The sequence below is a fragment of the Mesorhizobium sp. M0145 genome, assembly GCF_040322355.1.
Lineage (GTDB): Bacteria > Pseudomonadota > Alphaproteobacteria > Rhizobiales > Rhizobiaceae > Mesorhizobium.
In genome coordinates, this window is record NZ_JAMYTK010000004.1 from 70,518 (window position 1) to 89,518 (window position 19,001).

The following is a 19,001-nucleotide window of genomic DNA, read 5'->3' on the forward strand; positions in this document are numbered from 1 at the left end:
GACAGCCATGACTGACGCAATCAAGTCTTTTCTGCGCCGCCCCGATGCGGGCTCGATCCTCAGCCTGGTCGGTGTCGTACTGTTCTTCGTCATTTTTGGCGGTGTCGACCTTCGGACCCTCGTCGGTGCGGCCAGCTGGGTCAACTTCGCCGCCAATCTCGGCATTGTCGCCATTCCTCTCGGCCTGCTGATGATCTCGGGTGAACTCGATATCTCCATCGGTGCGTTGATCCCAGCGGGCTCAATGACCACCGCCATCCTCACCGGCTATTACGGCATGCCCATGATGGTCGGCATCGTGGGCGCGCTCGCGGTTGGCGTGATGGTCGGCCTCGTCAACGGCCTGCTGACCGTCCGCACTTCCGTGCCCTCGCTTATCATTACGCTCGGCACGCTGGTCGCCATGCAGGGCGTGGTGCTCAGCGCCTCGGTGTTGTTGACCGGCAATGCCAGCGTGGCGGTCACCGCGCCAGGCTGGGCCAAATTTCTGTTCGGCCAACTGATCGGCGGCAGCCACCAGGTCATCATAGTCTGGTGGATACTTATCGCTGTGATCGTCGGCTTCGTCGTGCATCAGACTCGATACGGCAACTGGCTATTCGCCATGGGCGGCGACCGCATAAGCGCCCGCAATGCAGGCATTCCGACGGGCCGCATGACCATCGCGCTGTTCGTGCTGTCCGCCGTCAGCGCCACATTCGTCGGTATGTGCCAAGCCATCCAATTCAATTCGGCCCAAGTCTCCGGCGGAATGAGCTTCATCTTCAATGCGATCGTGTCTGTGGTGGTGGGCGGCGTGCTTCTCACCGGCGGCTTCGGCTCGGTGATCGGCATCTTCGTCGGTACAGTCACGTTCGCCATTGTGAGTCAGGGAATCTATTTTACCCAGATTGACCGCAACTGGTCGAACTTGATCATCGGTGTGATGCTCCTGGTGGCTGTGCTGATGAACCAGTCCTTCCGCGAGTTAGCCCTGTCGTACAGACCCCGGAGGGGCGCGAAGCCCGCCGGAGGTGCCGCCAAGCACTGAGAGAAGTTTATGAAATTGAAGGCCAATCCCGCGAAAAAGGGCTGAACGCGTCATGAGCGACAAACCTGCCATTCTCGAACTGAAGAACATCAACAAGTCCTTCGGCGCGATCGACGTGCTGCACGACATTTCATTGGAAGTGCGCCAAGGTGAGGTGTTGTGCCTGTTGGGCGATAACGGTGCCGGCAAATCCACCCTGATCAAGACCCTGGCGGGCGTCTTCATGCCCACCAGCGGCCAAATCTTGATGGACGGCCAGCCGATTAGCTTTAACGGGCCAAGTGATGCGCAAGAGCGCGGCATTGCCACGGTGCACCAATTCGGGGGCACTTTCCCGCTAATGAGCATAGGCCGGTCTTTCTTCGTGGGATTGGAGCCAACGAAGGGCTGGGGCCCGTTCAAGTTCTACGACCGTAAGCGCGCCAACGAAATCGCGGTCAAAGCGGTGCAAGATTTTGGCATCACGCGCATCGACGATGGCGACCGGCTGGTCGGCGGCCTGTCGGGCGGCGAACGTCAGTCCCTGGCTATTGCACGCGCCGTTCATTTCGGGGCCCGCGTCCTCATCCTCGATGAGCCAACCGCGGCGCTCGGCGTCAAGCAGGCGGCACACGTGCTTCGCATCGTCAACGAAGCCAAGCGCCGCGGACTCGCCGTCATCTTCATTACCCACCAGGTGATGCACGCGATGGCTGTGGGCGACCATTTCGCCGTACTCATCCGCGGTGCCATCGCCGCGGATTTCCGCAAGCACGAAAAGACACGAGAGGAGATCACCGACCTGATGGCCGGCGGCGAGACCATGGCCGACCTCGAAGCCGAGATCGAAAATTATATGGATGAGCACGAAGGCCATCCGCCGCCTCTGGAAGTAGTTGAGGAGCGAACGAGTCGATAGGCTTCCCTCAGCAAGCGCGGCATCCGCCGCCTCCACATCAACCGACGCCTTAGGATTGGCAGGGTCGGCGGCCGTTAACTCAGAAAAAAGGCAGAAGAATACATGACAACCCGCATTGCCGTGATTGGCGCCGGCCTAATGGGTGCAGACCATGCTAAAATAGTCGCCGAGGACCTCCCCGGCGCCACGCTCCAGCTGGTGTGCGACAGGGACGAGGCGCGTGCCCGTGCGGTCGCCAATGCCCTTGGCGCCTCCGACATCTCCACCAACCCCGAAGGCGTCATCGCACGGCACGACGTGGATGCGGTGATCATCGCGAGCCCCGATTTCACGCATGCGCCGTTGTCGCAGGCTTGTATCGCGGCCGGCAAACGCGTGCTGTGCGAAAAGCCTCTTTCTCCATCGTCCGCCCAATGTGTCGCAGTGATGGAGGCTGAACAGAAGGCGGGTGCGAAGTTCGTCCAGATCGGCTTCATGCGCCGCTACGACCGCTCCTACCAGGAAATGAAACGTGCTCTATCAGGTGGCCGGCTTGGACGGCCGCTGATGATGCACAATTTCCACCGCAACGTTGAAACACCAGCGGCCGATTTCACCGGCGCCATGGCCATCACCAATTCCGCCCCGCACGAATTCGACGTGGTGCGCTACGTACTCGACACTGAATACGCTTCAATCTCGGCCTTCCAGCCGAAGCGCTCCGATGCACGTGTCGCGCCAGTCTTCATGGTGCTCCAGACAGTTGACGGCCAACTCGTCAACATCGAGATCAACAACAATGCCGCATATGGCTACGACGTGCGCGCCGAGCTTATTGGCGAGCAGGGTGCTGTGGCGATGAACAATGTCGCCTACACCCGCTTAGATTCGGCGCTCGCCCAGAGCACGGGCTACGATGCAGACTGGCGGACCCGCTACGCCGACGCCTACCGCAGGCAGAATCGCGACTTCCTTCGTTTCGTAACTGCCGGCGAGTTCCCCGGCACCGCCGCCGATTGCTGGGACGGCTACTGCGCTGCCACCGTTGCCGAGGCGGGCGTGAAGGCGCTGAACGAAGGGCGCAACGTGTCCGTGCAAATGATCGAAAAGCCGGAGTTTTATGCATGAAATTGGGTTTCGTTTCCGACAGTCTAGGCGGCCTTCCCTTCGAGACGATGCTGGACCATGCCAAGCGCATGGGCGTCGATGGCGTCGAGGTGAACACCTGCGGCTGGTCCACCGCACCGCATTTCCCGCTCTCGTCCCTACTGGGCGATAAGGAAGGCCAGAAGCGCTTCATCAATGCGTTTGAGGAGCGCGGGTTGGAAATCATCAGCCTCAATGCAAACGGCAATCCGCTGCATCCAACCGACTCAGCCCAGGGTCAGGGGTTGAAAGATACGATTCGCGTGGCCGGGGAAATGGGCATCCGGACCGTGTGCACCATGAGTGGCCTTCCTGCCGGCAAAGCTGCCGACGCCATGCCTAACTGGGTCGTCTCGTCGTGGCCCCCGGAAACGCAGACCATCCTGAAATATCAATGGGAAGAGAAGATAATCCCGTTCTGGACCGACATCGTGGCGCTGGCTCAGGAGAATGGCGTGGAGCGCATTGCGCTGGAACTCCACGGCAACCAGTGCGTCTACAACGTGCCCTCGCTCTTGAAATTGCGGCAGGCGGTCGGCCCGGTCGTAGGCGCCAACCTAGATCCCTCGCACCTCTTTTGGATGGGCGCTGATCCCTTGGCGGCGGCTCAGTCGTTGGGCGAGGCGGTCTACCACGTTCATGCCAAGGATACGATGCTGAACGGCCCGGTGCAGGCGACGACCTCTCTATTGGAAAACGGCAGCCTGATGGATATTCCGGCGCGATCCTGGAGCTACATCACGCTGGGCTTCGGCCACGGCGAGGAGTGGTGGCGGCAATTCTGCTATCGCCTAAAGATGGCTGGCTACGATGGTTGGCTCTCCATCGAGCATGAGGATGTCCTTTTGAACTCGCTCGACGGGCTCGAAAAGTCCGTTGCGCTACTCCAAGGCGTCATGCCGTCCGCCCCTGCCGACTTCAAACCGCAAGCCATCTGAAGGAAGACACCATGCCCTGGATCAACGCCTGTGCCGCCAACGAAATAGAAGCCGAAGAAGCCAAACGCTTCGATCATGGCGGCCGCACCTTCGCGATTTTCCGCAACGACGCGAATGAATACTACTGCACAGACGGGCTTTGCACGCACGAGAAGATTCACCTCGCTGACGGCCTCGTCATGGCCAATACGGTGGAATGCCCCAAGCACGCTTCCGTTTTCGACTTCACGACCGGCGAAGTAGAGACGCCACCGGCCTGCGAGAACCTCAAGACTTACAAGACGAAGGTCGAGAATGGCCGCGTCATGATCGAGGCTTGAGCCATCATGGGCCAACCCTTCCAGCTGGCCGCCTGCGCCGAGATGCTTTGGCTTGATCGCCCAATTGCTTGGCGCGTCGCGCGCTTGCATGAGATGGGTTTCGGCATCGGATTGTGGAATTGGCCGGACCATGACCTCGAGGAGCTCGAGAAGACGGGCGCGACTTTCACAATCATGAACGGCTATCTCCACGGAAGGCTCGCCGATGACGAGGGGGCCGACATTCTCTTAAAATCGGCGCTCGAGACCGCGAAGGTCGGAAAGCGCCTCGGAGTTGCTCGGTTGAACCTGCATGGCACCGGTCTCGGCGAGGGCGGCATTCCTATTGTAAAAACTGACATCGAGACTGGCCCGATGTGGCTCAAGGCGCGGGACACGTTAAACCGCATCTGTGACATGGCCGAGGCCGAAGATGTAACCTTCACGCTCGAGAATCTGAACCGGCTTGATCACCCCGGCTGCCCATTCGGCTCGACGGCAGCAGTGCTGGCATTGGTGTCATCGATCAACAGACCGCAATTGCGTATCAATCTCGACCTCTATCACACTCAAATCGGCGAGGGCGATATTGTGCGCTGGTGCGAGAAGTGCCTGCCGTTCATCGGCGAGGTGCAGGTGGCTGACAACCCGGGTCGTTGCGAGCCGGGAACGGGCGAGATGAACTGGCGGTACATCGCGAGAGCTCTATTCGACATGGGATACCGCGGGCCGGTGGGTTTGGAGGCGTTTGCCCAAAACGATCCGGAAGCGGCGTTGGACGCTTTTCGGCGGGCTTTTACGGTGTGAGCTATGCCGGGAATGGTCATCATAGGTGCGATGCGGGTTTGGGCGTTATGATCAAGCGCGGCAAGCTATCCGACTATGCTTTCCGATCCGAACACCGCTCGCAGACTCATTTTCAAGGTCGCCTGAACTGCAGCGGAGGCTGATTATGGGCATGTATCACAACCGTCCTCATGTCGAGGACATCCGAAAGATGAAGAAGAATGGACAGAAAATTTCCATGCTCTTCGTCAGCACGCCCGACGAGGCAGCTGCCGCTGCCGCAGCAGGCATTCATATGCTTTCCATCGAGGGTCGATTTTTCGATTCGGAAATGCGGCAGGCAGCGGGCGACTGTTTCGTACAGGTCGGCCTGCCATATGGCAGCTGGGGCAGCTTTGCTGGCCGCCCGCTGGCGACAGCAGAGGATTATCTGCGTGCAGCCTTCCACTTCGCTGGCATTGGTGGTGACGCCTTTTATTGTGCGGCGTCTTACGACATCCAGAAGGCACTTTGCGACAACTACATCCCTGTCGTTGGCCATATCGGCTTAATCCCGTCATACATCACCTGGACGGGCTGGCGCGCAGTCGGCAAGACCGCGGACGAAGCGATGCGCCTCTGGCGACACACCCAGAAACTTGCGGAGATCGGCGTCTTCGGAGCGGAACTGGAAGTCGTGCCCGATCGGGTCGCGAAATTCTTGGCTGAAAACTCATCGCTTGTCATGCTTGGCATGGGCGCTGGCAAGTATGCGGATGCGCAGTACCTCTTCACGGAAGATGTGTGTGGTTACGGCAAGAACCACACGCCGCGACACGGAAAGGTTTACCGACACCTTGGCCCTGAACTGCAGAAGATCCAGGACGAGCGCCTTGTCGCCTTCAGGGAATACAAGGCAGACATCGATTCCGGTAGGTATCCCGGTGACGAGCATACTGTTCCGATTGGGGATGCCGAGTTCGACATGTTCATGCAAGCAGCCAAACAGTGAGAACCAGTGGGGCTATCTGATTCCTCACGAGCGGGCGGTAGACAAGTCGTATCTCGCGACAGTCCGGTGCCAACGCTCGCCGAACTCAAAATGCTGATTGCGAAGAAGGAGCTCGTACTTCCCACGAAGTTGGAAACTGTCGCCCGGGTGATGTTTGCGCAGCCGGACTACGTGGCTTTCGAGAATGCCGCCGCGATCGCGCGCCGATGCGGAGTGTCCCCGACAACCTTATCCCGCCTCGCACCGCGCCTCGGCTTTAGGTCCTTCAAGGAAATGCAGAATTGCTTCCGAAATTGTATCCTAAATCGAAAGAACCAAGCAAAACAAGCTGACACGCTTTCCAGCCCGTCATTGAGAGACGGCCAGACCGCGTCCGGTTAGCTTAGATCATCGAGAGCTGTGAATAGCAGGAGATGGAGCAACCTCGACCTGCAGCGTAGTCCTCGGCAATGTCCGCTTTTCGGCGATGGCGAAGTCCGCAGCAATGACTGACTTGGTGAAGCGTTTCTGGTGGCGTCAGGCGTACGAAAGTCTCTCATGCAGGAACCCGTGGGCTGCGGACGATTGCCTATGGGGATTTGTGCCTCGGGGGTGCCAGCGCTTGTCGCGAACCCCGCATTGGGCATGTCGTGGAAGCGGCTTCCGGGCCAGGTTGCAGAGCCTGTAGCGTTGCTTCCGACGGGATTGGTGTGCGTGACGACCGGCGCCACGGCAACGTGCATATAGCATCCTGTTGACCGGCGCTTCAGATGACGCAGGAGGGCCTGATGGTCGGCCAGGTGCGCCGCCGATCCGAAGAAGGCGAGCCGACCGACGTCGTGCAGCGCGACCAGCCGGGTCAGGAACAGACGGCGGAACAGGTTGGCCAGTACTCTGACTGGAAGAAGGAAGGCCGGCCGCGACGATATCCAGCGTGATCCGTCCGGCGCGATGCCGCCGCCCGGCATCCTGCTGCCTATGGGGTCCCAAGCCCCGCATCAGCATGTCTTGCTGCGTGCGCTGCGAAGCGGCGTGATCGGAGCATCGGTCGACAAGGTGGCCGTGGCAAGTTCCTCTCGTTGAAGGGAACTCCATGGTCAAATCGCAGACTTTACCTGCTCAAGGCCTATGAATACGCGTCACCTCAGAACCAGGCGACCCTCCCGCGAAGCGGGTTCGTGCATACGGCGCAAAGCGGTCATTTTAGGGTATGTTCCGAAGTGATATCACACCATCGATCGCCACCAAGGTAACGTTCAGGTCGATAGCCAGCGTTCGTTACAGAAAAGCCTTGGGTCTAAAGCTCGATCTGACACGGCGCGTTCAACAAGCGGTTCTGTTGTTCGCTCAACCGCTCGCCCCGTGGTCGCTCAGACAGGAGGGACCTGAGCGCGCTCAGGATTTGAACCTGCGACCCCATCGTCCCGAACGATGTGCGCTACCGGCAAAGCCGCAGGTTCCCGGGTTCCTTCGTCACGCTCGCTCCGCAATGATTGCATTTCCTTTCGGGCTTTGTGTGGGGAACCTGTGGTGCGATCGGGCCAAGTTCACGTTTTCATCGTCACCTATCCTGAGCGAGGTTTTCGTCGCCTTGGCGGCGACGTGCTTCTTCGCGATCTTCTCGGCGGCGTCTGCCTGGAAGTCGGGATGATGGTGACCATAAGTATCGACCAGAACATCCACGGTGATGCCGAGAAAGCCCGCGGCCTGCCACATGTCGGCGCCGGCCCGCATCAGCCAGGTCGCAGCGGTGTGGCGAAGCGTGTGCGAAGTGACGTCGGGACCGAGGCCGGCAGCGTCGCGAGCTCTCCTAAAGCTCTTCTTGACCGACCCCACCGGCTTTCCATTCCACTCCACCACAAAGTCTTGCGATATCTTGCGACCAATATTTGCGCTCTTGCCGCGCGCCTTGGTCCTGATATCGAGATCTGTGCACGCCCAGCGGCGGAGATGCGCCAACAGCCTGTCCGGCAAGCGCACAGGCGGCTGGCGTTTTTTGGTCTTCTTTGCGCTATCGGCGCGGCGGTAAAAGATGCCGCGGTCGAGGTCCACATAACCACGCCCTTTGGTGGGACGGATGGCGGCACCGCAAACTGCGGCAGAGCGCGTTCCTGTATAAAGCGCGACAAGCATGAAGCGGGCGAGGTGTCGCCCGGTACGCCGGTCGCTCTCCTGGCCCTTCCATTTCTGCTTCATACGCCACGCGGCCCAGATAAGGGCGGCCGCCTCACTGCGCGTCAACCAGCGCTCGCGCGCACCGGCCTTGTCAGGCAGGACAATCGTCGGTGCGGCAGTCGTGTGGCCTTCCCTGCGGTAGTAGTTGATGGCCGCACGAAGATCCTCGAGTTGGCGGCGCGCAACGGCTTCGGTGGGACAGAACGCGACGTAGTCGCGGCAAAGCTTGCCGTTGATAGCGGCGAGCGTCTTTTCACCAAAGAAATCGAGGATGTTGTCCAGCCGAGCCGCCGTCTCTTCCGGCGCGGCATGCTTCGGTGCAACCTCTCTCAGGTAGACGCTGACGACATCAGCTATCAAGACATCTTCGGCACCGCGCGCTCGGTGGTACTTGCCGGCGATGTAGACCGCGAGCGCCTTTTCAGCTTCAGGTCCTGGATGGCCTTTTTCGCCGCTGCCAGCGCTGATGAACGTTGTTCGATCGCGGATAAACCATCCAGCTTTGTTTCGCAGTGTTCCGTCCTTTTTCCAGCTTTCGCCGCGCCAGACGAGGCGTGGCCCTTTCGACGCCCGCGGCATAGTTCCCTCATTCTGGTGATCGCCAGCAAGGTGACGTACTCCTTTCCTGCGATTAGCTCGGTTTCAAGTCGGCCGGCGTCACGTTCCTTGCGTAGGCCTGCTGCGCACATCGAGCCATCGGGAAAGGCAATTCGCGCTGCAATCGCGACGCGCAGGGGCGTGGTCTCGTCGAATTGGTCGGGGATTTTCAAAACGGAGCCCTCAGCCAATCTCTATGGTCCGATAGTTTCGCTCGGAAACAGACGGATCGCGGGTCGCATTGAGCACACTTTCTCTCTCGCCATTCCGGATGCCCTGCCACACGATCTTTTCTCTGAATATACGGCTGCGAAAAGCGCCGGCTGGAGCGCCTGCGGCAAAGATGCTCCTTTGACCTGTTAATCGGAACGGTTGCGCCGACGCGCACTCCACGAGCCTTTCGGCTGGCTCCCCGTTTCCGTGGCCGGTGAAACCGCTCCCGACTGGGCTTCGGCTGCGCGGCTTACTCACTGGCCGGCTCCCTTGGGCCGGAACTCCCGCGCGCCGCTTTAGTGGGTTCGGCTGATCGCGTCACGCACCAGTACAAGCACGCCTCGATCGCCATGTTCGAGGGCTATGCGGGCTCGACGCAGGCCGACTTCCGCCTCGCCGTCGAGCGTGAGCGCGCACTCGGCCCGCTCGACGATATCGTCGCCCATTACGAGGCGTTTCTTCGCGATGAGGGTCCAGCGGGACCGGGCGCCACGCGGTTGCGACGCGAGTTCGCGCGTGTGCAGAACGAGCTTGGCGATCTCCCGGGCCGCATCATGGATCGCAAGCGACTGCGCACCATGCTCGCCCATCTTGGCCGGACCTTACACGTTGGCTTTCTCAGTGATTGCCTCTTCGATGCCGCGACCGCGCTCTGCCTGGCCGCCTCGCCGGAGACCGAGCGACCAGCGCCGGCCTTGTCCCGATGCAGCCCTGATCGATGCCCGAACGCCTGTCTGACTACCCGGCATCGCGAGCCCTGGCAGGCCTCGATCGCAGAAGGCGAAGCGCTGCTTGCCGATCGTCGCCTGTCACTGCTTCAGCGCACAGCGATCACGAAGGACAACGAACGCAAGCGCCGGCTGATCGCGCCTCTCATGGACGATGATGCATGACCGCGTCCGGTCCGAAGAGCGAAGCCGCGTTGAGGGCGGCCATGGCAAGGCTGCTCGACGGCCGGCCCGAGCGCACCGACGGCGCGCTCACCGTCGCCAACCTGGCGCGCGAGGCCGGCGTCAGCCGGGCAACAGCGAACCGTGCGGTCGATCTTCTCGCCGCGTTCCGTGCTGCCGAAGCCCGCCACCGGCGATCATCTCCTCAAGCATTGAAGGACCGCGTCCGCTCCCTCGAAGCCGAGCTCCGGGCCATGCGCGGTGCCGAGATGGCCGAACTGCGCGCGCTCACCCGCACGCTCGCGCAGCACATCCAGGTGCTGACGTTGCGGGTTGCCGAGTGTGACGCGGTGATTGCCGGCTTGCAGGATGAACTGGCGCGACCGAATGAGGCCAAGGTCGTTCCGCTGCGGCGCCGGCCGCGAGACGACGCTGGCTGAGAGCCACGCAATTCCTCACCGCCGGCCGGTCCTGCGGCCATCGTTCATGGCCGACGTCTCCTGAGCTCGCCCGTCGAGGCAGGGGCTCGGTTGTGGCAGACGCTGCCGGCCCGTCAACCCTGTTCCGCACCAGTAGCCGAGAACAGGGTGTGACGGCCCGGCTCGCCGCGCCTGCCCCTGCCCGCTTCGCCCTCGACGGAGAGGGCGAGCACAGGAGGCATCCATGACCATCGATCGCAACAGCCAGGCCCGGACCGTCAACGATATCTACGAGCGCGTCACCAACCAGATCATCGCCGCCATCGAGGCCGGCGCAGGAGAGTACCGCATGCCCTGGCATCACGACGGGTCGGCCATCACCACGCCCGTTAACGTCGCCTCACGCAAGACCTATCGCGGCGTCAACGTCATCACCCTCTGGGTTGCGGCGCATGCGGCCGATTATCCCGCCGGCATCTGGGGCACCTATCGCCAATGGCACGAACTCGGCGCTCAGGTTCGCAAGGGCGAGCGCGGCCAGCTCGTCGTATTCTGGAAGACGAGCGATCGCAGCGCCGACACAGATCGTCAGGACGATGACGAAGATCACGACAAGCCCGCACGGCGCCTGTTTGCCCGCGGCTACACCGTCTTCAATGCCGCCCAGGTCGACGGATACACACCGCCCGAGATGCCGCTGCTCCCGATGGCCGAGCGGATCGAGCACGCCGAGCGATTCTGCGCCGCCCTTGGCATCGATGTCCGCCACGGCGGATCGCAGGCCTGTTACATCCCATCCAGGGATCATGTGCAGATGCCCGAGTTCGCCTGCTTCCGGGATGCCGTCGCCTACTACGCCGTGCTGCTCCACGAATGCGGACACGCCTCCGGCGCCAAGCATCGCCTCGACCGCGATCTCGCCGGCCGGTTTGGCTCGGCCGCCTACGCAATGGAGGAATGCACGGTCGAGCTCTTGAGCGCCATGATCTGCGCCGACTTGAACCTCAGCGTCGAGCCGAGGCCCGATCACGCCCGCTACATCGCCTCCTGGCTCGAGGCGCTGCGGTCCGACAAGCGCGCCATCTTCACGGCAGCTAGCAAGGCACAAGAGATCGCCGACTGGATGCACGCCCGACAGGCCGATGCTCAGCACGACAAGATCCGGGGCGCCGCATAGGCGCCCCAAGCTGGGCATTTCAGGGAGTCCGACCGGGCGCAATCAGTTGACCGCACGCTCCCGGAACAGCGTCTCGATCAACGGGCATTCCGGCAACGTGCCGTCTGCGCATTGCGCGACCACGTCCTTCAACACCCGCTCCATGCGTTTCAGATCGGCAATCTTTGCCCGCACGTCGTCGAGGTGCGCGGCAGCGACGGCGCGCGCCTCGGCGCAGGGCCGGTCACGCTCGTCGACGAGACGCAACAGTTCACGGATTTCATCGAGAGAGAAGCCGAGCTCGCGCGCCCGCAGCACGAAGCGGAGGCGCCGTTCGTGCGTGGAGTCGTAACTGCGATAGCCGCTCGTCGTGCGCGGCGGCTCGGGCAGAAGGCCAACCTTCTCGTAATAGCGCACGGTCTCCAGATTGCAGCCCGTCCGCCGGGCGAGCTCGGCCCGCTGCAGGCCCTTCACCACGGCGTGATCGCGCATCGCAAATTATCCCTTGACCCTGTAGGAACTACAGACCGCATGGTACGGCACAGTGAGGATTTCGGCAAGGAAAGAGAGAGCAGACATGGTTGCATCGCGATCCGGAACGGCGGGGATCACAACGGCTTCGACAGACTTGCCCGCCTCTGAGCGGGGCGAAGCTGGCCGGCAGCGTCTGATCGCCGTTGGCGGTATTCTCGGCGCGCTTGCCGCCTCGTCTTGCTGCATCGTGCCGCTGATCCTGTTCAGCCTCGGTATTGGCGGCGCCTGGATCGGCAACCTGACGGCGCTTGCGCCCTACAAGCCCTTCTTCGTCACCGGCACGGCAGGCCTTCTCGGCTACGGCTTCTACCTCGTCTACTGGAAGCCCAGACGCGCCTGCGCCGATGGCGCAGCCTGTGCCCGCCCGATCCCTAGCCGCTTCGTTCAACTCGCGCTCTGGATCGCGACGGTGCTCGTAGTGGCCGCCTTCGCCTTCGACTACATCGCGCCGCTCGCGCCTGAGACAAAGGAGTTTCATCCATGACCAAGTATTTGAGCGCGCTCACCCTGATCGGCTCCGTTATCGTGGCTCCGGCCGCGTGGGCCGGCGAGCGTACCGTCACCTTCGCCGTCGACAACATGACCTGCGCCTCATGTCCCTATATCGTGCAGAACTCAATGGCGGCGGTCCCCGGCGTTGCGAAGGTGGCGGTCTCTTTCGAAGCCAAGACCGCGACCGTGACCTTCGACGACGCCAAGACGAACCCGGATACTATCGCGACCGCCAGCATGAATGCCGGCTATCCGGCCCATCCGACACAGCAGGGCAGTTGAGATGAGCGACCGCGCCCTGGTCCGCGCCGGCGTGGCCGGCGCCATCCTCGCCGCGATCTGCTGCGCGGCGCCGCTCCTCGCCGTGGGTCTGCCCCTGGCCGGCCTTGGCGCGTGGTTGGCAGGCGCCGGTCTGGTGGTGCTTCCCCTGATCGGCGCGGGCCTCGGCCTCGTCGCGTGGGGCGTCCATCATCGCCGGGCAACGGTCGCGGGCTGCGAGACGAAGATTCACAAGGAAGGCGTGAAGCCATGAACGATTGCTGCGCATCCCCCTTGCCTGGGGACAAGGCTGCGGCCTCCACATCCGCGGCACCGCCGAGCTACCCCGTGCGGCCAGGCGTGACGTTTCCGGACTGGTCCGTGGTCACATCGCCGGTGGTCCAGGATGCCCTGCTGGCAATGGTCGGCTCCGAACACGTGTTCGATCGCTGGAGCGGCTACGAGGCCACCACGGACTGCGTGCGTGTTGCGTTGCTTCAGCTCTACACCGAACATGGTCGAGCCCCGACCCCGGGCGCGCTCGCCAAGCGTGCGGGACTGAGTGCAACGGCCGTCCGGCCTCTGCTCGACGAGCTTCGCAGTCGCGATCTTGTCGTGCTCGACGGCGACGGGATCGTCGGCGCCTATCCCTTCACCGACCGGGACACCGGCCACCACGTCACGCTGGATGGATGCACGCTCAATGCCATGTGCGCGGTCGACGCGCTGGGCATCGGCGCCATGACCGATCGCGACATCAAGGTCGCATCGCTCTGCCGCCACTGTGGCATGCCGATCCGGATCGCCACGCGGGATCGGGGCTGGGCTCTGGCCGGCGTTGCACCGGAGGCGGCGGTCGTGTGGCTTAGCGTCCATTACGAAGGCGCGTGCGCGGCGAACTCACTATGCGCGACAACGGCGTTCTTCTGTTCGGAAGACCATCTATCCGCCTGGCGCCGCGAGCGCAACGCGGACGAGCCCGGTTTTCGGCTGTCGATCGAAGAAGGACTGGAGGCGGGTCGGGCTCTCTTCGGACCCAGCCTCGCTGGCCTCGAGATGGTACCACACGCGTCGATCGGCTCGACATCGAAGAGCGCTGCAGCAACAGACCGCCCCGTCCGCGCGAACGGTCGCAATGGTGGCGCCTACGATCTCGTCGTCATCGGCGCGGGCTCGGCCGGCTTCTCGGCTTCGATCACGGCCGCCGATCAGGGTGCGCAAGTCGCCCTCATCGGCCACGGCACCATCGGCGGCACCTGCGTCAATATCGGTTGCGTCCCATCGAAGACGCTGATCCGCGCCGCCGAGACACTTCACAACGCTCGCGTGGCAGCACGTTTCGCCGGCATCATGGCCGAAGCCGAACTGACCGATTGGCGCGGAACCGTCCGCCAGAAGGACTCGCTGGTTTCCGATCTGCGCCAGGCCAAGTACATTGACCTGCTGCCGGCCTATAACGGCATCGCCTATCGCGAGGGCGCGGCGCGGCTCGTGGAAGGTGGTGTCGAGGTAGACGGCGCGCGCATTCCCGCCGGCAAGATCATCATCGCGACCGGCGCGCGACCGGCGGTGCCCGCCATCCCTGGCATCGAGACCGTACCCTATCTGACCAGCACGACCGCGCTCGACCTTGAGGAACTCCCGCGATCGTTGCTCGTCATCGGCGGCGGCTATATCGGGGCGGAACTCGCCCAGATGTTCGCTCGGGCCGGCGTCGGGGTGACGCTCGTGTGCCGGTCTCGCCTGCTACCCGAGGCCGAGCCCGAGATCAGCGCAGCGCTGACAAGGTATTTCGAGGACGAAGGGATCGCCGTGATCTCTGGCATCGCCTACCGTGCGATCCGCAAGACCGAGGACGGCATTTCGCTCGACGGCCAGAACACGACGATCGACGCCGATCAGGTGCTGATCACCACCGGTCGCACGCCCAACATCGGAGGCCTTGGGCTCGCCGAACACGGGATCGCCGTTTCACCAAAGGGCGGCATCGTCGTCGACGAGCGCATGCGCACCACCCGGGCCGGCATCTATGCCGCCGGCGACGTCACCGGTCGCGACCAGTTCGTCTACATGGCTGCCTATGGCGCCAAGCTCGCCGCCAAAAACGCCCTCAATGGCGACAGCCTGCGCTACGACAACAGCGCCATGCCTGCCATCGTGTTCACTGACCCGCAGGTGGCGAGCGTCGGCCTGACCGAGGCGGCGGCGCGCGCGGCCGGGCATGCCGTCCGCGTCTCGACAATCGGTCTCGACCAGGTGCCGCGCGCGCTCGCAGCTCGCGATACCCGTGGGCTCATCAAGCTCGTCGCCGACGCCGGCAGCGGCCGGCTGCTCGGGGCGCATATTCTCGCGCCGGAAGGCGCCGACAGCATCCAGACCGCGGCACTCGCGATTCGGCAGGGCCTCACCATCAACGATCTCGCAGATACGATCTTTCCGTATCTTACTACAGTCGAAGGTTTGAAGCTCGCGGCGCTCTCGTTCGACAAGGACGTCGCCAAGCTGTCCTGCTGCGCCGGTTGAGCGAGCACGATCAGGACAACCACCGTGATCAGACTGTCTCAACGATGTCGCCAGACCTTGAGCGCGCTGACGAGCAGGATCGTCGCCAATAGCGGCAGCAGCACCGAACTCGGCGCGATGCCGAGCAATCGCGCGCCGATGAAGCTGCCGACGATCGACCCGGCCGCCATCACGAGCACGAACCGCTTGTTGCGGCCGAGCACCGTAAAGCTCCGGTCGCGGCTGTAGCGTGTGAAGCCCATCAGCATCGTCGGCAGGCTCACTGCGAGCGAGAGGCTCCCGGCTAGCTTAATGTCGCAGCCGAACAGGAGGACGAGCGTCGGGATCAGCAGTTCGCCTCCGGCCACTCCGAGGAGAGCCGCGACCACCCCGATCACCGCGCCGGCAGCGACACCGGCGATGAACTGGGCAGGCCCTTCGAGCAACGGATGGCCGCCACCATGCGGATCGTGCCCGACCAGGAGCACCAACGCGATCAAGAGCAGCAGGACCGCGATGATCCGGTAGAGTGTGCCGGATCTCAGCCGCGTCGCCCATCCCGCACCGAACCACGCTCCGGCCAGGCTTCCTGCCAGCAGGTTGGCGATGATCGTCCAATTTGCCGCGACGGCCTCCCAGGGAACGGCCGCCGTTCGGAACGGCAGCGCCGAAGCGACCACAACCAAACTCATCGCCTTGTTGAGGATCACCGCTTCCAATGCAACGAACCGGAACGCACCGATCAGTAAAGGAAGCCGGAACTCAGCTCTGCCGAGCCCGATCAGTCCACCGAGGGCGCCAATGCCAGCGCCTCCGCTAAAGGCACCGAGGATGCTTCGCTGCGCAGCGGCAGATTGCGTTCCGACGTTATCTGCTGGCGTGGCGGCTTCGTCCATCTGCATCCTGGCTTCCAATCTCGATGTAGCCACACGACTATAGCCGGACAGTGTCGAAAGTGTCTCACGGTAACGCCCGACCGAACTAACGCGTGGAATCAGCGAGCTCGCAGCTATGGCGCTGTAATGAGACAGCTTGACTGTTCAGATAACGCGCCGAGATATGTGCGGCTTTCTGCTGCGCCTCGCTGGGCATCACGCCGACCGTGCGTCACGCCGACCTATCGGCTCGTGGCTGGACGTGCTGCGCGAGGATAACCGTGCGATCGTTCGCGCCGCCTCTCTGGCAAGCAGGGCTGCGGATTATCTCTTGGGGTTCTTGCCCGACAAAGTCGCCGCTGACGACGATCGGCGGGAGGCAGCGTAATGGCCACCCGCTTCCAGTTCGGCGTCTTGCTGCGGATGCGTTCATGACCGAAGTCTGCCTCGATGCCGGACCCCGCTACGGCGAAATCGTTGCAGAGCGCCAGGACCGACCTGCTGCTCCGCGACAAGTGTCGCGTGGCTGCCGAGCACATCAGAGGGCGAGGAGTGACGGAATTCTCATGACGGGTTTGGAGGTCGAGAGAGAGGCTCTCGGCCGCCCGTCGCGGAGTACATCCCGATGGCTACTGCCGTTCAGAAGATCACCCTGTCGTCCTCGCGCGACATTCCCTTCAACAAGCTGGTGCTCTCCCAGTCCAATGTCCGGCGCGTCAAGGTCGGCATCTCGATCGAGGATCTTGCGGCCTCGATCGCCCGCCGCGGCTTGATCCAGAGCCTCAGCGTCTTGCCCGTCGTCGACAGCGACGGTAACGAGACAGGCATGTTTGAGGTACCTGCCGGAGGCCGGCGCTTCCGCGCGCTTGAGCTGCTGGTGAAGCAAAAGCGCCTCGCCAAGACCGCCCTCGTGCCCTGTGTCGTGCGCGCCCGTCACAGCGCGATCGTTGCCGAGGAAGTGTCGCTCGCCGAGAACATCGAGCGAGCGCCGCTGCACCCGCTCGACCAGTTTCGCGCCTTCCAGGACATGCGCCAAAAAGGCATGAGCGAGGAGGAGATTGCCGCAGCCTTCTTCGTGCCGGTCAACGTCGTTAAGCAACGGCTTAGGCTGGCTTCTGTCTCGCCAGTGCTGCTCGATGTGTATGCCGATGACGGCATGACACTGGAGCAACTCATGGCTTTCACGGTCTCCGAAGACCGCGCCCGCCAGGAGCAGGTCTGGGAGGCGATCAGGGATGCCTGGTCGAAAGAGCCCTATCAAATCCGGCGCATGCTGACCGAAACGACGGTGCGCGCCTCCGACAAGCGCGCCGTCTTCGTGGGGATCGACGCCTATGAGGCCGCGGGTGGTATCGTCATGCACGACCTGTTCCAGTCGGATGACGGCGGCTGGCTGCAGGATGCAGCGCTGCTGGACCGCCTGGTCACCGAGAAGCTCAAGGCGGCTGCCCAGGAAATTGCAGCCGAGGGTTGGAAGTGGGTCGAGGTCGCTGTCAGCTTCCCCTACGACGCAACGCGTGGGCTGTATCAGCTGCAGAGTGATCCGCTCGATCTCTCTGCCGAGGAGCAGGCTACCATCGATGCCCTCAACGTCGAGCATGCCAAGCTTGAAACCGAATATGAGGGTGCTGACGAGCTGCCCGAAGACGTCGATCAGCGACTCGGTGAAATCGAGACCGCGCTCGCCAATTTCGACAAGCGCCCAAAGCAGTTCGATCCGGCGGACATCGCCATCGCCGGCGCGTTCGTCAGCATCGACACTGACGGCTCACTCTCGGTCGACCGCGGCTTTCTCCGGCCTGAGGACGTGCCGCCGATGTCATTTGACGGCGCGAATGAATCGAAAAGGGACGGCGGGTCCGGGGCTGCCGACAGCTCGTCGGTGCACCGTGCCGTTGTCACCATTGGCGGCCAGACAGTCGAGTGCGAGGAAGACGAGGACGATGCGGTCAAGCCCCTGCCGGACCGACTGATGACAGAGTTGACCGCACACCGGACACTGGCGTTGCGCGATGCGGTTGCCGGCAACCCTCACGTCGCCATGACAGCGCTCTTGCACAAGCTGGTCACTGACACGTTCCAGCACCGCACCACGAACGGATGCCTGGAGGCCTCGATCCGTCACGTCTTCTTCCCTCTGCAGGCAGGTGACCTGAAGGACAGCCCCTCGGCGAAATCGGTGGCCGAACGCCATGAGGCCTGGAAATCGGACCTGCCGACCGAGGACGATGCACTTTGGGACTGGATCGCCTCACTTGATGAGACCAGCCGCGCGGCGTTGCTCGCCCATTGCGTCAGCTACGGCGTGAACGCGCTCCACGAGAAAGGCGACCGCTATGGCGGCGCCGTCTCGGCACACGGCGTTCGGCAGCGGATCGCGCAAGCTGATCGACTGGCACGCGCGGTCGGTCTCGATATGGTCGACGCCGGCTGGACACCGACAGTCGAAAACTATCTCGGCCGCATCACCAAGTCCCGCATTCTCGAGGCGGTGCGAGAGGCGAAGGGCGAACAGGCCGCGCAGCTGATCGAGCACCTGAAAAAGGGAGATATGGCGAAGGAAGCCGAGCGCTTGCTGACCGATAGTGGCTGGCTGCCCGAGCCACTGCGCCTGGTCGACCTCGACGGCAGTGCTGGCGCTGATAGCGGCGCCGGCGCCGACGGCTATGGGGAAGAGCTGCCCGAATTCCTCTCAGACGACGATGCGCAGATTGAAGACAGCGAACCGCACATGGCCGCTGAATAGATCGCCTCGCGCGGAGCGGTTTCGGCCGCTCCGCGCCCTTTCCTACCCCTGCCGGACGCTCACTTTCTCACACACGGGCAAAGCCAATTGGCCGCTTC

General features: G+C 62.8%; 18 protein-coding genes and 2 pseudogenes. 16 read left to right on the forward strand and 4 right to left on the reverse strand.

Going from position 1 to position 19,001, the window contains the following annotated elements:
- The first annotated feature begins 7 nt into the window (after positions 1-7).
- The 7 genes from NKJ28_RS09350 (at position 8) to NKJ28_RS09380 (ending at position 6,067) form a co-directional block, all read left to right on the forward strand.
- Complete coding sequence (locus tag NKJ28_RS09350; protein WP_352635156.1) at positions 8-1,030, forward strand: ABC transporter permease; 1,023 nt, start codon at positions 8-10, stop codon at positions 1,028-1,030.
- 52 nt (positions 1,031-1,082) lie between these two features.
- Entirely contained in the window at positions 1,083-1,928 is an 846-nt protein-coding gene (locus tag NKJ28_RS09355) for an ATP-binding cassette domain-containing protein (RefSeq protein ID WP_352457196.1), read from the forward strand.
- Between the two features lie 102 nt (positions 1,929-2,030).
- A complete protein-coding gene (locus tag NKJ28_RS09360; protein WP_352635158.1) occupies positions 2,031-3,035 on the forward strand; it encodes a Gfo/Idh/MocA family oxidoreductase in 1,005 nt (334 codons plus the stop codon).
- Positions 3,032-3,991 carry a sugar phosphate isomerase/epimerase family protein gene (locus tag NKJ28_RS09365; protein WP_352635160.1) on the forward strand — a complete coding sequence of 320 codons (960 nt, stop codon included), beginning with the start codon at positions 3,032-3,034 and terminating at the stop codon, positions 3,989-3,991. Before NKJ28_RS09360 ends, NKJ28_RS09365 begins: the two co-directional genes overlap by 4 nt.
- An 11-nt stretch (positions 3,992-4,002) precedes the next feature.
- Positions 4,003-4,311, forward strand: coding sequence for a MocE family 2Fe-2S type ferredoxin (locus tag NKJ28_RS09370; protein ID WP_023674304.1), 309 nt, complete (start codon positions 4,003-4,005; stop codon positions 4,309-4,311).
- 6 nt (positions 4,312-4,317) lie between these two features.
- Positions 4,318-5,097, forward strand: a complete 780-nt coding sequence (locus NKJ28_RS09375; protein WP_352635162.1) for a TIM barrel protein — start codon at positions 4,318-4,320, stop codon at positions 5,095-5,097.
- Positions 5,098-5,242: 145 nt separating this feature from the next.
- Positions 5,243-6,067, forward strand: a complete 825-nt coding sequence (locus NKJ28_RS09380) for a 3-methyl-2-oxobutanoate hydroxymethyltransferase (protein ID WP_352635164.1) — start codon at positions 5,243-5,245, stop codon at positions 6,065-6,067.
- Positions 6,068-6,813: 746 nt separating this feature from the next.
- On the opposite strand, the pseudogene NKJ28_RS09385 reads toward NKJ28_RS09380, so the two are convergent.
- Both NKJ28_RS09385 and NKJ28_RS09390 read right to left on the reverse strand, forming a co-directional pair.
- A pseudogene (locus tag NKJ28_RS09385) lies at positions 6,814-7,014 on the reverse strand (transposase); the annotation flags it as partial.
- A 505-nt stretch (positions 7,015-7,519) separates the two neighbouring features.
- On the reverse strand, positions 7,520-8,800 hold the full coding sequence (locus tag NKJ28_RS09390) for a tyrosine-type recombinase/integrase (RefSeq protein WP_352635166.1): 1,281 nt from the start codon (positions 8,798-8,800) through the stop codon (positions 7,520-7,522).
- 530 nt (positions 8,801-9,330) lie between these two features.
- Between NKJ28_RS09390 and NKJ28_RS09395 the strand changes: the two genes are divergently transcribed.
- The 3 genes from NKJ28_RS09395 to NKJ28_RS09405 all read left to right on the forward strand — a co-directional run bounded on the left by NKJ28_RS09395 (position 9,331) and on the right by NKJ28_RS09405 (position 11,517).
- The gene (locus NKJ28_RS09395) at positions 9,331-9,924 is read left to right on the forward strand and encodes a hypothetical protein (protein ID WP_352455866.1); all 594 of its coding nucleotides are present in this window, start codon (positions 9,331-9,333) and stop codon (positions 9,922-9,924) included.
- Complete coding sequence (locus NKJ28_RS09400) at positions 9,921-10,361, forward strand: hypothetical protein (protein WP_352635168.1); 441 nt, start codon at positions 9,921-9,923, stop codon at positions 10,359-10,361. Before NKJ28_RS09395 ends, NKJ28_RS09400 begins: the two co-directional genes overlap by 4 nt.
- Before the next feature lie 223 nt (positions 10,362-10,584).
- Positions 10,585-11,517, forward strand: coding sequence for an ArdC family protein (locus NKJ28_RS09405; protein ID WP_352635170.1), 933 nt, complete (start codon positions 10,585-10,587; stop codon positions 11,515-11,517).
- 42 nt (positions 11,518-11,559) lie between these two features.
- Here the strand turns inward: NKJ28_RS09405 and NKJ28_RS09410 are convergent, their stop codons facing one another.
- Positions 11,560-11,988 (reverse strand): MerR family transcriptional regulator, encoded by a 429-nt coding sequence (locus NKJ28_RS09410; protein ID WP_352635172.1) that lies wholly within the window; start codon positions 11,986-11,988, stop codon positions 11,560-11,562.
- Positions 11,989-12,073: 85 nt separating this feature from the next.
- Between NKJ28_RS09410 and NKJ28_RS09415 the strand changes: the two genes are divergently transcribed.
- Genes NKJ28_RS09415 through merBA form a run of 4 tightly spaced genes read left to right on the forward strand, consistent with a single transcriptional unit; the run spans position 12,074 to position 15,303 of the window.
- A complete protein-coding gene (locus NKJ28_RS09415) occupies positions 12,074-12,514 on the forward strand; it encodes a mercuric transporter MerT family protein (RefSeq protein WP_352635174.1) in 441 nt (146 codons plus the stop codon).
- On the forward strand, positions 12,511-12,804 hold the full coding sequence (locus NKJ28_RS09420) for a heavy-metal-associated domain-containing protein (RefSeq protein WP_352455861.1): 294 nt from the start codon (positions 12,511-12,513) through the stop codon (positions 12,802-12,804). Before NKJ28_RS09415 ends, NKJ28_RS09420 begins: the two co-directional genes overlap by 4 nt.
- Before the next feature lies 1 nt (position 12,805).
- The gene (locus NKJ28_RS09425; protein ID WP_352455860.1) at positions 12,806-13,054 is read left to right on the forward strand and encodes a mercury transport protein; all 249 of its coding nucleotides are present in this window, start codon (positions 12,806-12,808) and stop codon (positions 13,052-13,054) included.
- A complete protein-coding gene (merBA, locus tag NKJ28_RS09430; protein WP_352635176.1) occupies positions 13,051-15,303 on the forward strand; it encodes a bifunctional organomercurial lyase/mercury(II) reductase MerBA in 2,253 nt (750 codons plus the stop codon). Before NKJ28_RS09425 ends, merBA begins: the two co-directional genes overlap by 4 nt.
- A 38-nt stretch (positions 15,304-15,341) precedes the next feature.
- Here merBA and NKJ28_RS09435 read toward each other — a convergent pair whose 3' ends face one another.
- Positions 15,342-16,184 (reverse strand): TSUP family transporter, encoded by an 843-nt coding sequence (locus NKJ28_RS09435; RefSeq protein ID WP_502902169.1) that lies wholly within the window; start codon positions 16,182-16,184, stop codon positions 15,342-15,344.
- 149 nt (positions 16,185-16,333) lie between these two features.
- Here NKJ28_RS09435 and NKJ28_RS09440 point away from each other — a divergent pair.
- Together NKJ28_RS09440 and NKJ28_RS09445 are read left to right on the forward strand one after the other, a co-directional pair.
- Positions 16,334-16,545 (forward strand): annotated as a pseudogene (locus tag NKJ28_RS09440) (zincin-like metallopeptidase domain-containing protein); the annotation flags it as partial.
- Between the two features lie 237 nt (positions 16,546-16,782).
- Positions 16,783-18,903 (forward strand): ParB/RepB/Spo0J family partition protein, encoded by a 2,121-nt coding sequence (locus NKJ28_RS09445; protein WP_352635178.1) that lies wholly within the window; start codon positions 16,783-16,785, stop codon positions 18,901-18,903.
- Positions 18,904-19,001: the final 98 nt, after the last annotated feature.

Bases quoted from the DNA above. Each gene is read 5' to 3' on its own strand.
- merBA (WP_352635176.1), top strand. From the start codon at position 13,051: ATGAACGATTGCTGCGCATCCCCCTTGCCTGGGGACAAGGCTGCGGCC.
- NKJ28_RS09355 (WP_352457196.1), top strand. From the start codon at position 1,083: ATGAGCGACAAACCTGCCATTCTCGAACTGAAGAACATCAACAAGTCC.
- NKJ28_RS09370 (WP_023674304.1), top strand. From the start codon at position 4,003: ATGCCCTGGATCAACGCCTGTGCCGCCAACGAAATAGAAGCCGAAGAA.
- NKJ28_RS09415 (WP_352635174.1), top strand. From the start codon at position 12,074: ATGGTTGCATCGCGATCCGGAACGGCGGGGATCACAACGGCTTCGACA.
- NKJ28_RS09410 (WP_352635172.1), bottom strand. From the start codon at position 11,988: ATGCGCGATCACGCCGTGGTGAAGGGCCTGCAGCGGGCCGAGCTCGCC.
- NKJ28_RS09445 (WP_352635178.1), top strand. From the start codon at position 16,783: ATGGCTACTGCCGTTCAGAAGATCACCCTGTCGTCCTCGCGCGACATT.
- NKJ28_RS09350 (WP_352635156.1), top strand. From the start codon at position 8: ATGACTGACGCAATCAAGTCTTTTCTGCGCCGCCCCGATGCGGGCTCG.
- NKJ28_RS09405 (WP_352635170.1), top strand. From the start codon at position 10,585: ATGACCATCGATCGCAACAGCCAGGCCCGGACCGTCAACGATATCTAC.
- NKJ28_RS09360 (WP_352635158.1), top strand. From the start codon at position 2,031: ATGACAACCCGCATTGCCGTGATTGGCGCCGGCCTAATGGGTGCAGAC.
- NKJ28_RS09390 (WP_352635166.1), bottom strand. From the start codon at position 8,800: ATGCCGCGGGCGTCGAAAGGGCCACGCCTCGTCTGGCGCGGCGAAAGC.
- NKJ28_RS09420 (WP_352455861.1), top strand. From the start codon at position 12,511: ATGACCAAGTATTTGAGCGCGCTCACCCTGATCGGCTCCGTTATCGTG.
- NKJ28_RS09365 (WP_352635160.1), top strand. From the start codon at position 3,032: ATGAAATTGGGTTTCGTTTCCGACAGTCTAGGCGGCCTTCCCTTCGAG.
- NKJ28_RS09380 (WP_352635164.1), top strand. From the start codon at position 5,243: ATGGGCATGTATCACAACCGTCCTCATGTCGAGGACATCCGAAAGATG.
- NKJ28_RS09435 (WP_502902169.1), bottom strand. From the start codon at position 16,184: ATGCAGATGGACGAAGCCGCCACGCCAGCAGATAACGTCGGAACGCAA.
- NKJ28_RS09425 (WP_352455860.1), top strand. From the start codon at position 12,806: ATGAGCGACCGCGCCCTGGTCCGCGCCGGCGTGGCCGGCGCCATCCTC.
- NKJ28_RS09400 (WP_352635168.1), top strand. From the start codon at position 9,921: ATGACCGCGTCCGGTCCGAAGAGCGAAGCCGCGTTGAGGGCGGCCATG.
- NKJ28_RS09375 (WP_352635162.1), top strand. From the start codon at position 4,318: ATGGGCCAACCCTTCCAGCTGGCCGCCTGCGCCGAGATGCTTTGGCTT.